14 protein-coding genes are annotated in these 15,139 nt (G+C 48.7%); 8 read left to right on the top strand and 6 right to left on the bottom strand.

Features of this window, described 5'->3' with window-relative positions; all coding sequences use genetic code 11:
• The first annotated feature begins 2 nt into the window (after window positions 1-2).
• Window positions 3-299, top strand: coding sequence for a hypothetical protein (locus tag OXN25_02280; GenBank protein MDE0423678.1), 297 nt, complete (start codon window positions 3-5; stop codon window positions 297-299).
• 84 nt (window positions 300-383) lie between these two features.
• Window positions 384-905, top strand: coding sequence for a molybdenum cofactor biosynthesis protein MoaB (locus OXN25_02275; GenBank protein ID MDE0423677.1), 522 nt, complete (start codon window positions 384-386; stop codon window positions 903-905).
• A gap of 133 nt (window positions 906-1,038) precedes the next feature.
• Here OXN25_02275 and OXN25_02270 read toward each other — a convergent pair whose 3' ends face one another.
• Entirely contained in the window at window positions 1,039-1,896 is an 858-nt protein-coding gene (locus OXN25_02270) for an energy-coupling factor transporter transmembrane component T (GenBank protein ID MDE0423676.1), read from the bottom strand.
• A 232-nt stretch (window positions 1,897-2,128) separates the two neighbouring features.
• Here OXN25_02270 and OXN25_02265 point away from each other — a divergent pair, with 232 nt between their 5' ends.
• Complete coding sequence (locus tag OXN25_02265) at window positions 2,129-2,470, top strand: STAS domain-containing protein (GenBank protein ID MDE0423675.1); 342 nt, start codon at window positions 2,129-2,131, stop codon at window positions 2,468-2,470.
• A 97-nt stretch (window positions 2,471-2,567) separates the two neighbouring features.
• Here OXN25_02265 and OXN25_02260 read toward each other — a convergent pair whose 3' ends face one another.
• Window positions 2,568-4,064, bottom strand: coding sequence for a DUF5695 domain-containing protein (locus tag OXN25_02260; protein MDE0423674.1), 1,497 nt, complete (start codon window positions 4,062-4,064; stop codon window positions 2,568-2,570).
• An 8-nt stretch (window positions 4,065-4,072) separates the two neighbouring features.
• Complete coding sequence (locus tag OXN25_02255; GenBank protein MDE0423673.1) at window positions 4,073-4,234, bottom strand: hypothetical protein; 162 nt, start codon at window positions 4,232-4,234, stop codon at window positions 4,073-4,075.
• Window positions 4,235-4,619: 385 nt separating this feature from the next.
• Between OXN25_02255 and OXN25_02250 the strand changes: the two genes are divergently transcribed.
• Window positions 4,620-4,808 carry a hypothetical protein gene (locus tag OXN25_02250; GenBank protein ID MDE0423672.1) on the top strand — a complete coding sequence of 63 codons (189 nt, stop codon included), beginning with the start codon at window positions 4,620-4,622 and terminating at the stop codon, window positions 4,806-4,808.
• Between the two features lie 200 nt (window positions 4,809-5,008).
• Complete coding sequence (locus OXN25_02245) at window positions 5,009-5,956, top strand: D-2-hydroxyacid dehydrogenase (GenBank protein ID MDE0423671.1); 948 nt, start codon at window positions 5,009-5,011, stop codon at window positions 5,954-5,956.
• On the opposite strand, the gene OXN25_02240 is transcribed toward OXN25_02245, so the two are convergent.
• Window positions 5,953-7,095: a mandelate racemase/muconate lactonizing enzyme family protein gene (locus tag OXN25_02240; GenBank protein MDE0423670.1), complete on the bottom strand. Its 1,143-nt coding sequence runs from the start codon at window positions 7,093-7,095 to the stop codon at window positions 5,953-5,955. The genes OXN25_02245 and OXN25_02240 overlap by 4 nt on opposite strands.
• Before the next feature lie 159 nt (window positions 7,096-7,254).
• Here OXN25_02240 and OXN25_02235 point away from each other — a divergent pair, with 159 nt between their 5' ends.
• The 3 genes from OXN25_02235 to OXN25_02225 all read left to right on the top strand — a co-directional run bounded on the left by OXN25_02235 (window position 7,255) and on the right by OXN25_02225 (window position 11,324).
• Window positions 7,255-9,198, top strand: coding sequence for a hypothetical protein (locus OXN25_02235; protein MDE0423669.1), 1,944 nt, complete (start codon window positions 7,255-7,257; stop codon window positions 9,196-9,198).
• Window positions 9,199-9,374: 176 nt separating this feature from the next.
• The gene (locus OXN25_02230; protein MDE0423668.1) at window positions 9,375-10,454 is read left to right on the top strand and encodes a phosphotransferase; all 1,080 of its coding nucleotides are present in this window, start codon (window positions 9,375-9,377) and stop codon (window positions 10,452-10,454) included.
• Window positions 10,455-10,583: 129 nt separating this feature from the next.
• On the top strand, window positions 10,584-11,324 hold the full coding sequence (locus OXN25_02225; GenBank protein ID MDE0423667.1) for an HAD family hydrolase: 741 nt from the start codon (window positions 10,584-10,586) through the stop codon (window positions 11,322-11,324).
• Between the two features lie 129 nt (window positions 11,325-11,453).
• Here OXN25_02225 and OXN25_02220 read toward each other — a convergent pair whose 3' ends face one another.
• Window positions 11,454-13,289 carry an ABC transporter ATP-binding protein gene (locus OXN25_02220; protein MDE0423666.1) on the bottom strand — a complete coding sequence of 612 codons (1,836 nt, stop codon included), beginning with the start codon at window positions 13,287-13,289 and terminating at the stop codon, window positions 11,454-11,456.
• Entirely contained in the window at window positions 13,286-14,956 is a 1,671-nt protein-coding gene (locus OXN25_02215; GenBank protein MDE0423665.1) for an ABC transporter ATP-binding protein, read from the bottom strand. Before OXN25_02215 ends, OXN25_02220 begins: the two co-directional genes overlap by 4 nt.
• Window positions 14,957-15,139: the final 183 nt, after the last annotated feature.

Here is a 15,139-nt window from a genome sequence, read left to right as displayed (position 1 = left end):
CCATGGATGCAACGATCCAATCCCACATAGAAAATCTTCACAGGGAAGCACCTGCCTTATATCTTCCTTACTCCGGCTGGCTCTTTGGATCGGAGAAACGTATGGAGGTCTATGGCAACCAACAACACGTCGGACGCTTCACTAAACTAATGGAGGCATGGATGAACCTTGGGGAACCAAAATATACAGACTATCATGTTGAACTCATCTGTCCTGCGGCAGCAGATGACACCAGTTCTCACAGTTATCTCGACAAGAGACCAAACGCAACGCTGAGGTTTTCTCTGAACGAAGTTTAAGGACGCTTCGGACACCCACAAGGAGTGTCCCTACAGCCGCTTACATATTTGGACAATTCATCATAACAACAAAAAGGAGCTACTATGGCAACAACTTCCACAAGCACACAACAACACAGAGAAATGGCAACCGAAGAGGGGCCTGTCGCTGTCGCTATTGTCACCGTGAGCGACACACGTACCCCCGAAACAGACAAAAATGCAGCATTTTTACGTGAACAACTCGCTGCAGAGGGAAACAGCGTCGCTGCCTATCAGATCATCAAAGACGAACCCGACCAAGTCGCTGCTGTGTTAAATAAAATGGCGGAAAGCGATGCACAGGTTATCCTTTTCAACGGCGGCACAGGTATCGCGCCACGCGACACGACGTTCGATATTCTCAATCGTAAGTTGGAAAAGACGCTCCCCGGATTTGGGGAACTCTTTCGGATGTTCAGCTATGATCAGGTCGGCGCAGCGGCGATGCTCTCAAGAGCAACGGCTGGTGTTTATCGTGGGAAAGTGGTTATCTCCACGCCGGGATCAACGGCTGCAGTGGAATTGGCATGGGAAAAACTGATTGGACCGGAATTGCAGCATCTTGCATGGGAGGTCGGACGCTAACCCGCTTCTCACCAACCACGGTAGGCGAGGTTTCTAACCTCGCCAATTCTTCCTAACAAAACACCCCAATTCATCAACCCAAATCTGACCGCTAACCCCTAAACACAACCCAGTACCCAAAACCCGTAACCCCTCACAACACCTCACGCGTAAAAGTATAAATACCCCGCAACCACGACCCGTAATAGATACCGTTCGCATAGAAAAAATAGAGCAGCTTCAACGCGATGATGCCAACCAAACAGGCAAACAGGATCGTCAGCAGGCTGTAATCCAACATTCCCATCTTCAGGGTCCGCAGTGAAGTGCGTTCCGCCATCGTCTCTGCTGAAAATCCTCGACTTTCAACGGATTCGCTGAGATGCGTCGCATGCCGAATATTCCCCGCCAAGATTGGACGAAAACTATTCAGCACCCCACGACACGTGGCGAGTAGATTGAGCCGAAGATACCGGAACCCTCGCAACCGTTGCGAGCGGAGAACTGTCGCTGCTTCATTTGCAATAACTGGAATGAAATGCAGTGCCGTTGTCACCATGAAAGCGAGTGTCGATGGCACGCGCAATTGTGTCAGTGCGAGGAGGAGATCGCGGGGTTGCGTCGTCCAGACGATAAAACACCCTATGACCAGCGTCGTGTTGAAGCGCAGAGATTGGACAATGCCGTGAAACAAGCCTTCCCGATAGACGCGGATGCCGCCTGTCATCTTCCCGATGAGCGGTAGATCGGCAGGCACGAGTGTGAATAGCACGGTGCGCGGAAACTCATTATAGAAGATTGCTTGACTGTAAATTAAGCCCCAAGTCGTGAAAAAGAGGAAGGTACAGAGGAGTCCGATTTGCCGCCACGTCGGCACGGAGGCGGCAATCAGCGTTAGGCTACCGAGAAAACAGACGAACAATGCCGTCGGACTATCCAGCAGGATAACGAGACACCCTGCAATGAGCATCATCAGGATTTTTGTGCGGGGTTCGAGTATCGTATTGCGCATACTATAAGTATAGCAGGTTTGGGGCATGTTTGCTATTTAATTGTCTGAATCGCGGATGACACAGATTAGAGATACTTCCGTCAGAACGTGCGAGGTTGGATAAGAAAGATTGGCGAAAAACGAACCTTTTTTCATAGAATCTGACTAACGTAACGAATACATCAATAGAACGCTAAGAGAGTATAAAAAAATTAAACGCAAATGGTTTAGGAAATAAAAAGGAGAAAGTATCATGAGAACCCAAATTCGCCAGGAAAATGGCATCGCAATCTTGGAACCCAACGGAAAGATAGTAGGACCCTCAGTAACAGAATTACGGGAAGTCATCTCACCACAGATAGAGACCTCCGATGCACCCCGTATCCTTATCAATTTCGAGAAGGTCAATAAGATTGACGGCTCAGGACTCTTTGCCCTCATGGAAGCACGTGCCACAGCAGCTCGGAAACAAGGACGTATCGGGGTCATCAACGTTGGGAAACACATCAAAGACTTGGTGGCTGTGAGCCGGATTGTGAGTCTCTTTGAACACTTCGATAGCGAGGATGCTGCGGTTTCGGCATTAGCAGCATAACATCTAAAACTTGGTGAAACGTCAAGAGGGGACTGGTCTAACCAGTCCCCTTCCCTTTTTAACAAGAAGAACGGCGAGGTTAGGAAACCTCGCCTACCTATTTGGCAGTTAGCGTTAGGCAGAGGGTTTCTTGTCCTTCTGCATAAGGCACTTCCCATTCAAGTTGCTCGCCATGTTTGACCCTGCCTGTACTACATCGGTACGCACCGAACCGCATCCCACGGATAGAGATATGCGCGCAATCAGCGTGCTTGGACGGCTTCGATAAGACCAGTTCCAACCGTCGTAGGTCCTTTGCGAGTGTCGCCTTCTCAATGCGTGCCTTTACCGTCTCCAGTGTCACACCGAGCGGTACGAAGGAGCCCCTGACTCCTAACCCGTCTTGTGGAATGAGGGTGTAGTCGTCCGCTGTCTCGGAGACAGCGCATCCGTAACCGACAAGCCCGAAATCAGGATCCTGGATGAGATAGGATTTCAGCATACTCAAGTTGCCGTATAATCCCATGCCGACTTCGCCAGAGAAACAGCCGTTGCGATAATAGTTGTATTCCGGTGATCCTTTCTCCGGTGGGTTGAACCGCCACTCCCTGCCGTTGTAGCCCTTGCCAGATGGATCGACACAACTCCAGACAGCCAAAGCCGCACCGTAAGCCTTTTGTAAGTAGTGGAGATCCCCCGTCTGTTCAAATCTATCAAAGAGCGGACGCGCCAAGAGCGGTGTCGGGTAGCACCCGATATACCGCATGTTCGTGCAGTAGGAGAACCACATCGGGGTTGTATCGCGACTGGCGAGGATTGTCTGCACAGTGCGCTTTTTCAACGGTTCATCGTCAGCGACCTGCGCTAAGTAGTATAACGCCGCTTTTGAGGCGTGATCGAAACAATACTCCGACGCGAACGGATATTCCTCCTCAAGGAAAAACGGGAGACATCCCTCAATAGCGTCTAAGAGCATCCGGTATTCCGTCCGCATACCTTCCATTTTCAGCGATCTCAGAAGATGTGCCAGAATCGGCGAACCCATCGGGGCATGCGTTTTGGACATGTTCCCACGGTGGTAGTCGATGTAATTCTTCGTCTCGTAGACGCTTTCGTAAGTGGAATCTTGGTAAGAAGCATAAGCCGTGTGATAGGCAAGTCTGAGGTACTCCAAGGGTTCGCGAGTCGTCTTTATTCCGTGTAGTTTCGTAATCCGATACATTTGATAGTAGATGTTATAGACATGCGGATAGTTGTAGATACGCCAGACGTAGTCCCATCGCCGCCACGACCCCTCACGGAGTCCAATGAGCGAGTTCAGTACCTGATAGTTGTCTTTATCCTGCAGTTTGCGGTAGAGAAAGTTCTCTATAAATTCATCAAGGGCGTGAATTTCCTGCTCGTTGGGGTAATAGACGTTCTTTCCGGCGAGGAATACCGGTGGCGCGAAGCACCGATCATCGCTGCCCCCCATATCAATTGAACCACAAGGTGCCTCTTCTTCTACAATCAGCCTTTCGGCATCGTTATTCCAAATCCGAAAACTGTAGTGGCAGAGATCGTCCGGATCCATGACGCGTTGATTCTCCACGATGAACCTCGCCCGCGCCTTCATCAAGGTCTCTACCGCATCTCCGTTTCAGGAAAAAGCCCATACCCAGAGATCGCTTCCAAGGGAGTGTCGCCTTGTGGGACAATAAGCAGGTGGTCGCCTTTGCCGCTTGCCCGCGTCGCGAGGATATAGGAAGAATGACCGGAGACAAACGAACTCTCAATTAATAACACCGCTTCGTCTATCTACGTCAAGCATGTAATGTGCATTGGTTAAACGGAGATACGCGTCGTGTGGAGTATAACGTGCATATTTTAGCTGCAGCATAGTGTTGCTCGCTTTCGCGCCGTAAAGGGAGATTCGGTTTTCCTTGAGCGTAAGGGTTTTAGTGGAATCTGTCAAGCGGAAAATGGTCGTCGGTAGCGCATTCAGTTCCTCTGTAGGAGCGACCTCGCAGTCGCGACTTCTAACTATGATGGAGGCGGTACCCCAATACCTGTGGGAGGGGTTTCTAACTCCGACTCCTCACTATGATTATGCACAATTCTGTAACCCAATGCCGCTTTTTTACGTTACGATTTGAAAAACCAAGATGCGACTTGCTCGGAGGATGCGGAAATGTCAAAATTGACGGGTCCAGGAGCCTTAAGACGGATACGCGTGAAAAGGACTGCCCTCTACAGCGCGATGGGACGCAGGCATCGTAACATTCGCTATGGGAGTCGGTCATCGAAAAGTCCTCAGCCCCTCAGCATTACAAGGCTTCTATGGTATGCTATCAACGCCCGCCAAAAACGGATTGGATAAAGCGAAATCTGAGAAATCAGATTCTCAAATAGCCGTCAGCAATCATACGAATGCGTATTAGGAACGATAGGCGCGGTTGGGAAACCGCGCCTATCTGTTTTTAAGGAGAAACTTCCTATTGACAGTCCCCCCAATTTGTGCTAAACTTCGGCACATGTGAAAGGCTATCACAGGAAATTCTATAACGAAGGAGACTATCAATGGCTAAACACAAAGTCTTGATTGCCAGTGGAATCAGCCAAGAAGTTGCAGATATGCTGCAGGATGCCCCATCAGAAATGGAAATCCAATTTCTACCCGAAGGCGGACAACTGAAGGACCATATTTCAGATATTGAAATTCTCTACGGCGTGGTGTCGGAGGAGGCACTCCCACACGCGACATCCTTGCAATGGGTGATGCAGCCCTTCGTCGGGGTGGAAAGGTCGATGTATCCCGCCTTCAAAGAGAGTCCCATCACACTCATAAACAGCAAGCGTCTGTATGGACCCCAACTTGCTGAGCACGCCTTCGCGTTGCTACTTTCCCTAACCCGTGGCATCAACACACAACTCGACCTGATGCGTGAGAAAGAGTGGAAGTGGCTCCCATGCGTCGAAGTGTCTGGAATGACAATGGGAATCCTCGGACTCGGCGGTATTGGTCGGGCAGTCGCCCAACGCGCCAAAGCATTCGATTTTGAAGTGATTGCGGTAGACCCAGAACCGATGGAAAAACCGGACACCGTTGACGAATTAGGACAACTCGATCAGTTACACGAATTTCTCTCCCGTTCCGAAGTGCTGACGGTCTGTTGCCCAATCACACCGCAAACCCACAAATTGCTGTCTCATGCCGAATTTGATGCCCTGCCAGAGGGTTGCTTCTTTATCAACGTCAGTCGCGGCAAGGTGGTTGATGAGGATGCCTTGGTCGCTGCACTAAAAAGTGGAAAAGTGGCAGGCGCAGGATTGGATGTCACCTATACCGAACCGTGTCCACCCGACAATCTACTCTGGACCCTTCCGAACGTGATTCTAACGTCTCATACTGCCGGTGCATCCCAGAACATTGCCAAACGCGCAATGCAGACGTTCCTTGACAACATGCATCGCTATGTGAACGGCGAACCCTTAATCAACGTTGTGGATAAGGAAAAGGGATATTAATCTTCTATCGCCAATGCTGCTAACGCATCGGTATCAATATCGACACCAATTCCGGGCACATCATCAAGGACGAAAGCCCCGTTCTCAACAGTCGGTTTTCGTGTGGTGATCTGCCCTTTCATCTGATATGCTTCCGGGGAATGCTCCATAATCAGGAAGTTCGGAATCGCTGCGGAAAATTGAACGGTTGCAGCAATTGATAAGATACCACCGCCACCGATGTGTGGTGTCACTGGAATGTTGTAGGTATCAGCAAGGCTTGCGATGCGTTTGCCCTCTGTGAGGCCAGTTCGACCGATGTCAGGCATCGTGATGTCGCAGGCGCGCCGTTCAAACACCTCCCGCAATTCATAACGCGTGCGCGTCCACTCCCCAATCGCAACCGACATATCCAACGCCGCTGCCAATGCTGCTTGCCCAGGGATGTCTTCAGGTGCCGTCGGCGATTCTAACCACAATACATCCAATTCCTCAAGCCCACGTCCGAGCATAATCGCCTCTGGGACGCTGTATTGGGTATGGAGATCGACCATCAATTTGATTTTTGGACCCACGGCTTCGCGGACTGCCGCGACAATCTCCAAAATCTCGGCGCGCCCGTGCGTTGCGTGAATCTTTAACCCACCATAGCCTTGTGAAACGTGTTTAGTCGCTTGCTCGACGGCTCTCTCCGGTGTGGTGCCTCCTACGCCAGCATACAAAGGAATCCTATCCCGATACCGACCCCCGAGGACTTTGTGAACGGGTTTGCCAGACGCCTGTCCGATGATGTCCCATAACGCAATATCACATCCAGCGAGCGCATCAATAAAGAATCCCGTATAGTGCCCACGCTCCCGCATGGAGGTAAACATGCGCTGCCAGAGGTATTCCACATCAAACGGATCTTTTCCCATGAGTACTGGACGACATAAATCTTCGACAATCGTTTTGGATGTGCGTGGGGAGACCGGACTTTGTGCTTCGCCGTAGCCGACGATTCCGTCTGACGTAGTGATTCGGACAACCGTCGTCTCATGGTGGCGTGAATAGATGGAACGCCACCCTTCGGGGGCAACGGAATAATGCGGTCCCTGTTGTGTTGATGATCTCTCGGGTTGGAACCGAAGCGCGAACGCCTCAACGTGTGTAATTTTCATAATTCAATACCTCTGGAGGCGGGATTAACCTCAATCTTTCTCACGGATTTCCTTGAACTTTTACCTAAATCAACGTAAAATATGAGCAGATGGTTCATTTTTCCCGCTAACACGCCAACGATCCTTCATGGACTTCCAGTCATCCAGTAGACGCTCACTATGTCTTCATCAGCACGCACACCTACAGAAACACCAAACCGTGAAAAAATTACCGCCCGTACCATTCTTATATCTCTGCTACTTTTACCTTTCATCTACAAATGGCATATCGAATGTGAAGCACTCCGATACACGTTCCCGACGTTGATGGCACCCTTCTACAGTGTTGTGTTCACGCTCTTGGTCATCGCCACAATCAACCTCGTGTTAAAAAAATATGTAGCCAAGCACGCCCTAACAGGTGGCGAACTGATTAGCCTCTATGTGCTAATGTCCATAACACTTCTGTTCATGTCTTACGATATGTTCCTCCCGCTCGTCTCAATTATTGTCCACGCCTTCTATTTCGGCACACCCGAAAACGAGTGGCGCGAACTGTTTTGGAGCTACTTACCAGATTGGCTAACAATCAACGATTCAAGCGTGCTGCGCGCCTTTTATCTCGGCGATGAACCGTTTTTTGAGACCTATTATTTAATGAAATGGGCGATCCCGACGTTCTGGTGGTGCGCCTTCACCTTCGCGCTTATCTTCGTGATGCAGTGTATCAACGTTATCCTCCGAAAGCAGTGGACAGAACAAGAACGGCTCGTATATCCGATCGTTGAACTCCCGTACCAACTCGCCTACAATACAAACCGATTCCTTCGCAATCGGGCGATGTGGTGGGGCTTTGGCATTGCCGCAATCATCAGTCTTTTCAACGGACTCAACATCTTTTTCCCATCTATTCCAGCATTCCCCAATAAGCACATACCTCTCAACGCGCTATTCACCGAAAAACCGTGGACGGCACTCCTCCGGGGCGGAAATGCAATCATTATCTACCCATTCGCAGTCGGACTCGGATTCCTCATGCCACTCGAACTGCTTTCATCCTGTCTCCTCTTTTTCTTTCTCTATAAAGTGCAATATTTCATTGCGATCCTAACAGGGCTGGAGAACGTTCCTGGTTTTCCTTATCCTTACGAACAGAACATCGGGGCGTATATTGGTATCTGCGCGGTCGCCCTTTGGGGTACACGTCGGCACATCTGGCGGGCATTTCGTACGGCGTTTGGACAAAGAGGAACAGCCGATGCCGCTGAACCGATGCGATACAGAAGCGCATTTCTGGGTCTCGTTCTCGGTGGAATATTCATCATCGGATTCGCAATGCGCGGCGGAATGGCACTGTGGATTGCGATCCTATTTTTTGCCGCACATTTCGCAACGATTGCGATTCCACTTACACGCATCCGAGCACAAATCGGCTTTCCTATTCACTCAACAACCTTTATTGGTCCACACCATAGCCTCGTCAGCATACTCGGCACGCGGCGCATCAAGGCACAAAACCTGACCTGGTTTTCCCTCTTTTTCTGGTTCAACAGAGACAACCGGAGTCATCCAATGCCGCATCAACTTGAAGCATTCAAACTCGCCGAACGCGGCAACCTTGACGTAAAAGGTCTGTCCCGTCTTATGCTCACCTTAACAGTCATCGCAATGCCGTTGTGTATCTTCATGTTAGTAGAGACGTTCTTCAACCTCGGCGTTAATACCGGTAAAGTAGGCGGACAGATTAATAGTTTCGGCGGGAGAGCGTATCGCTTCCTTGAGGGGTGGCTCACTTCGCCACAAGACCCAAACAGCGGTCATATCGCCGCGATAACGATCGGCTTCTCCCTAACACTCCTACTTTCAGCCGTACGGAGTCGGCTGTTTTGGTGGCCGATCCATCCGCTCGGTTATGGAGTCTCCTTCCATCTCCATCTCTTTTGGGCAGCGTTTATTATCAGCGCGCTCGCCAAATGGAGCGTCCTTAAATACGGTGGGCTCGGTCTCTACCGAAAGGCAGTTCCACTCTTTCTTGGCTTGGCATTAGGAGATTTTGTGATGGGAAGTTTCTGGAATATCTTAAGCATCATCCTCGATAGGCCGACGTATACGTTTTATTATTGATTAGCAGTCAGCAATCAGCGGTCAGATGTTCGGATCCAGGGTTTCCGTTCTACCATCTTGCGTCTCCCCATTTTGTGTGATATACTGTTGAGATACAGTTTCGATTAACTTTAGACGAATTGGCAATCCTAAAAGCGAAGTGTCAGCTCTACCACTACAAAGGACTCCCATCAAAGATGAACGTCCCGTTATCACTTATAGAGAATAGCCTCTCAAAATCTCTCAAATACGAGATTCGGCTCGCAAAATGCACGAAGTTCAAGAAGAATCGTATTTTTCGCTGTTGGGTCGCCGATGGACCGAGTTCCTTGCCAGAGATGTTTCTCGTCAAGATGGCGAGACATACTAAACGTGAACCATATAATCCTAAATCGGATTGCGTTGGAAGCCCGGCTTGGAAATTCTTCAATGAATGGGCTGCACTTCAATTCTTGGGTGAAATTGATAGCACTCAGACAATCAGTCCCAAGTTCATTACGGGCGATGTTGTTCAGGGTTTCATCGCATTTGAGTACGTGCCGAAAGCACGTTCACTCAGAGATATCTTACGTAATGCCAACGCACACGAGCGAAGACATGCCCTATTGACTTACGCGCAGGCAATCGGACGTATGCACGGAGCTACCTATAGCAGAAGAAACCAGTGGCTCCGTTTGCGTACGAGTCTCGGAACATTCCTACAGGCGGACCCAAGCACATTTGATGGAATTCTCCGAACTTTTCGCAGGCTCGCAACATTTGTTGAACAACCCGTATCTGTCGCCGTTGAGACTGAGTTATCTGAATTAAAGGAGATGCTTTCGGATGCCGACCTCTTCTCTGCCCTCAGGCATGTGGACATCGCGCCCCAGAATTATCTATTGTTTAATGACGGTGCAAAGATTGTTGACTTTGAGTACAGTGTCTACGGGCACTTTCTACTTGATGCACCTCTCGGTCCTTATCCCTTTCCAGTGCGTTGGGAGTATGATGATATCCTGGCGAAAGAAATCGAAAGTGCCTATCGGGCAGAATTATCTTCTGGTTTTCGAGGAGCACTGGATGATAGTATTTATTACAAGGGAACACTGGCAGCTTGGATATATTGGTTGCTACGTCTTGGTCCCGTTCCGCGGACGCGTGGGAATACGATGAAAGGGATTGATTCGCTCGTATGTCGGTGTAAAGCGGTCGCATGTCTGAGCCATGAAATTGAGTGTCTGCCACGGATAGGACGTATATTTGCGCAAGTCGCAGCAGTTTACGAAAGTCATTGATGATTCCAGATTCTTTCCATAATGTGTTTGCTGCCATTACCTTGTGATGCCTTCACAATTATTGGACTAAAATCGTATGTATCTACGCTATTTTCAATAACGGAATCCATCTCGGGAGATGTAACTGAAATGACAATTAACGGGGTCTTTTTTGATTTATACGGAACACTCTTGGTATACGGAAATATGGATGCCGCATGGTCCGATTGGTTAAAGACCCTGCATGCGCAGCTCAGGTTGTGCGGATTGACTCTTTCAATTGAGTCACTTGCCAAAGCGTGCGATCAGTTTTACAGTAAAAGTGAGCCAACGCCACGACAGCACGATTTGACGGTGTTTGAACAGCGTATCCAAAACCTCTGCTTTGATTTAAAACTGAATCTCGCCGCTGAAGATATAAAGGTGATAGCGAATAAAGTTGCCAACGCTTGGCAAAAACATATATCGCTCGATTCTGAAGCACACCACGTGCTGCATACGCTCCATCGTTCCAAAAAACTTGCTCTCGTGTCCAATTTCGATCACCCTCCGCACGTTCATTCGGTCCTCAACAAACTCGATCTCACACCCTATTTTGATTCGATTGCTATTTCCGCTGAAGTAGGGGTCAAGAAACCGGATCCGCGCATATTTGACTCGGTATTTGAGCAGACTGGAATGAATCCCGAAGAAGCCATTTATGTCGGGGACACAAAGGATGATACTAATGCCGCCCGCGGCGCAGGTCTTATTCCAATACTGATACAAAGAGATAACGAAGGCAATGCCTTTGACTTCAGCGTCAATAAACACAATATGAACGAAAAAGAATACATAACGGATGTGAAGACAATAACCAAACTTTCTGAACTGCTAACACTGTTTCCTTAAACCCTATGTCTCTAACCAACATCAATAAGCATTAGCATGGGAGCATAGAAATGGCTGTAAAGGTAGTTATTTTCGATTTAGGCGATGGCAATAGTGACGAACTTCAAGGTGCAGCGCAGGTTGGGATGTTTAGGTGGATTCATTTTCCACTACATTCATATTTCCTTGCCACAACCTTTGCATCTCTTCGCATGTTTCCAAAAGCACCTCTAACGTTCCTTCCGCTTCTATTCTTCCGTCCTTGAGAACGACTATATTATCGGCGTGTTGTAAGGCAATAGGGCGATGTGACACGACAATGTACGTGCTTATGGGTAAACTATTTGAAGTCCGCCCGCGTCTTGCAAATACCCGATTCCATAACTTTTGCTCTGTTTCCACATCAAGTGCACTGGAAAGATCATCAAACACCAATAACTCAGGCTCACGCACCAACATTCGCGCCGCTGCTGTTCGCTGGCGTTGTCCACCGGAGAGTCTAACACCTCTGGGACCAATCACTGTACCCAGTCCACTTTCAAATGCTTTGAGATCGTCCTCCATCACTGCTGCCCAGATCGAAGCCGGAAGATTGACGTTATCTTCCGGTAGCCCCATCAGAATATTGTCTCGAAGGGCATCGCTGAAAAGTCGTGGAACTTGAGGCGTGTATGCACAGCGTGGGGGTACGAGGAACGATGCCGCATCCACGATGGGTTTACCATTCCAGTAAGCGTTTCCGGTGTCTCGAGGTAGATGCCCTAATAGGACCTCTAAAAGCGTTGTTTTACCAGAACCAACCCGTCCGGTAATGACAGTAATGGTCCTGGCTTCAAGGCTGAGGTTGATATTTTCAATCCCGCGTCCGGTATCTGGGTAACGATAGGTTAACTCTTCGACTTCAAGGCGACTTAGATGATGACTTCTGTTTTTGACGATGAGGGGAACGCTCGGAAAGTTACCGCGTAGGTATACCGGTCCAAGTCTGAGTAGTTTCTCTTGTGTATCATCGGCTGTCAGTTCAGAAAGTCGTTTCAGAGAAACACCGGCCTGCTTGAACGCTGCTAACAAACGTCCAAGCCAATTGGCGAATCCTAATACCGAAATCTGTCCGAGCGCGATGTAATTAACAAACAGTGCGAAATCACCTACGGTAAAAACGCCGCCTCTCATCATCTCGCCAGCCAATATTAAAATCACGCCCATCGCGAGGTTGATTGTTGTCGAATTCATCGAAGTTAGCAATTGGTTGAAAAGTTGATCTTTGACAACAGCCTTGCGTCTTGCCTCGCTGAGTCTATCAAAATGGTGAACGGCATTCGCCTCGGTGTCTGCCACCTTGATCGCCTGTGCTGCCCCGAAAAGTTCGCTGAGAAAGCCGGTGACACGACCTGTGGCTTCACGGTTTGCACGCCGATAAGTTTGAATGCGCTGACCCAGCCCGTTCGTTAGGGCTACAATTGCTATCATGGGTAGAAAGGCGAATAGTGTAATGAAAGCATTGACACGCAACAACACAACCAACGCAATAAGAGCAGATAGCGCGTGTCCGCTCAATTCAATAACTATTGTGATGGGAGCAACTGCACCTTGCGCATCATCATCAAAACGATTGATTATCTCACCGGGGTTTTGCACAGAATGAATATCTGCGTCTCGCAGGAGGGATCTGAACAAATTCTTGCGAATCAGTGTTTGAAGTTTACCTTCAAAATAGGCATAGGTTGCAGCATAGCTCTGTTCAAATATTTGGATAGTCAACCGCGTGCCCAAGAAGAGAATCACCAAGGTCCACAGATCGAAACGGACCGGTGTTTCACCTGTTAAGGCGTTAAAAAACTCACGTATGATTAACCCAATGAGGAGTGGCAAACCATAATAAGCCAAGGAAAAAATAAAACTAAGACCATACAACAGCGGGCTAAAACGGATTAGCCGCCAGAAATAGTGTCGTTTCCTTTCACTGTTGAGCGGTAGTATTTTCACGTTAGAAACTCCTCTAACCCTGTTCGCAAGAGACCAAAAAGAATGGAATTGGGATTCGCTGCCAGATTTTCATATTCTCCATATTCTCTGATCCGCCCTTCCTCGAGAATCATAATTTCGTCTGCGCGCTGCACAGTCGAAAGCCGATGTGCAATTATAATCGCAGTCCGATTTCTCAGGAGTGTGTCTATTGCTCGCTCAAGGTGCCTTTCAGTGGCAGGATCCAGACGCGATGAGGCTTCGTCCAAGATTATCAATCCGGGTTCCCTGAGGAAAACTCGCGTAAATGCCAACAGCTGCGCTTCGCCAGCAGAAAGTCCACCGCCCCCTGAAGGAAGTTCTGTATCAAGTCCGTCCTGCAGCGCATCGTACCAAGCACCCAATCCCAAGGCTCGGAGACCCACAAGGACTTGATCATCCTCAATTGTTCGATCAAACAAGGTTAAGTTATCTCGAACAGATGCCTGAAAGAGTTGGACATCCTGTGTGACGATGCCGATGTGCCGACGCAGGTCAGACAATTGTAGGTTCTTTAGGTCTGTGTCGCCTAAGTAAATCGTGCCATCACTGGTGTCGTAGAGACGAAATAGAAGACGAGAAAGCGTGGTTTTTCCGCTTCCGGTGCGTCCGAGCAGACCCAGTACTTTACCCGGACTTAGATGAAATGACAGGCTCTTGAGAATGGGTTGCCCCGGCTGGTAGGAAAAGGATATATTTTGGCACTCAACTGACAATGCTCCCATAGGAAGAACCGCTCCTGAACCATCTTGGATTTTGGGTTCAGTTAGCATAAGTTCCCGAACACGCCTGATGCTAACCTTAACCATTTGGAAGTCCTCTATCTGGCGTTGAATCCTGTTCAGGGGTGCATGCAACATCTGGAGATAATGGAGAACAAGATAGACTGTCCCGATAGTAATAGCATCGGCTTGGAATAGGTATGCACTAAGTCCCATCACAGTCGCGAAACCGACAGCGAATACAACGTTCGATATAGTCCACCCCACATCAGTGATAACATCGGCTTTGAATTTTGATAGGACTGATCGTCTCATGACCTCATGAAAACGCCGCATCACATAAGCGATTGCGCCATTAGCCCGAATGTCTCGGAGTCCAGAAAGACGTTCCTCAAGAAAACTCGACAGATCGGCACTCGCCTGTCTCTCAGTGTCCCAATAAGGCTCAGCGAGAAGCTGTGAGCGAATATGAACCATCAAATAGACCGTCACAAGGACTCCGAGGATCGCACTCAGTCGCCAGTCTTCGTAAAAGAGGACAATCAATGTGCCAACTGATAACAGAATGCCACCTAATATCTCCATCACAAACTGAGAAAAAAAGTTAGCAAGCCTATCTACATCGCCATCAACGCGTTCAATCAATTCACCGGGCGTGTGGGTGGTATGGAAGGAAGTATCCAATCCTAAAATATGAAGGGTCAAATCTGTCCGTAGGCGGTTGGTTGTCCGCCAACTCACATCACTGCTGACGTATACTGAGAAGGCAGATACAGCCTGATGAATCAATCCGACACCAATGAACAGGAGCCCGGCTTGAATCAATTTCTGTAGTGCCTCGGTGGATCTCGCAGTATCAATGAAATGACGCACAATTAATGGATTGATGAGTTGTAAACCGATACTGCCAAACAAGAGCAGTGTCATCAGCAAAACTCTTGGCCACTGTGGTTTGAGGTAGTCAATAAGTAAACCCCAATATTGACTGCGTGGTATTTTCATATAGTATATCTAATGAAGCAGGAACCTGTCCTTTCGTTTCCCAGAGTTTTTTATATCGCAATAAGTAGTTTTGGACATAGGCAATTTCAGTTTTCTTAATGTTATCAC

The organism is Candidatus Poribacteria bacterium, from assembly GCA_028820845.1.
Taxonomy (GTDB): Bacteria; Poribacteria; WGA-4E; order WGA-4E; family WGA-3G; genus WGA-3G.
This window is presented reverse-complemented; position numbering and strand designations above follow the sequence as displayed.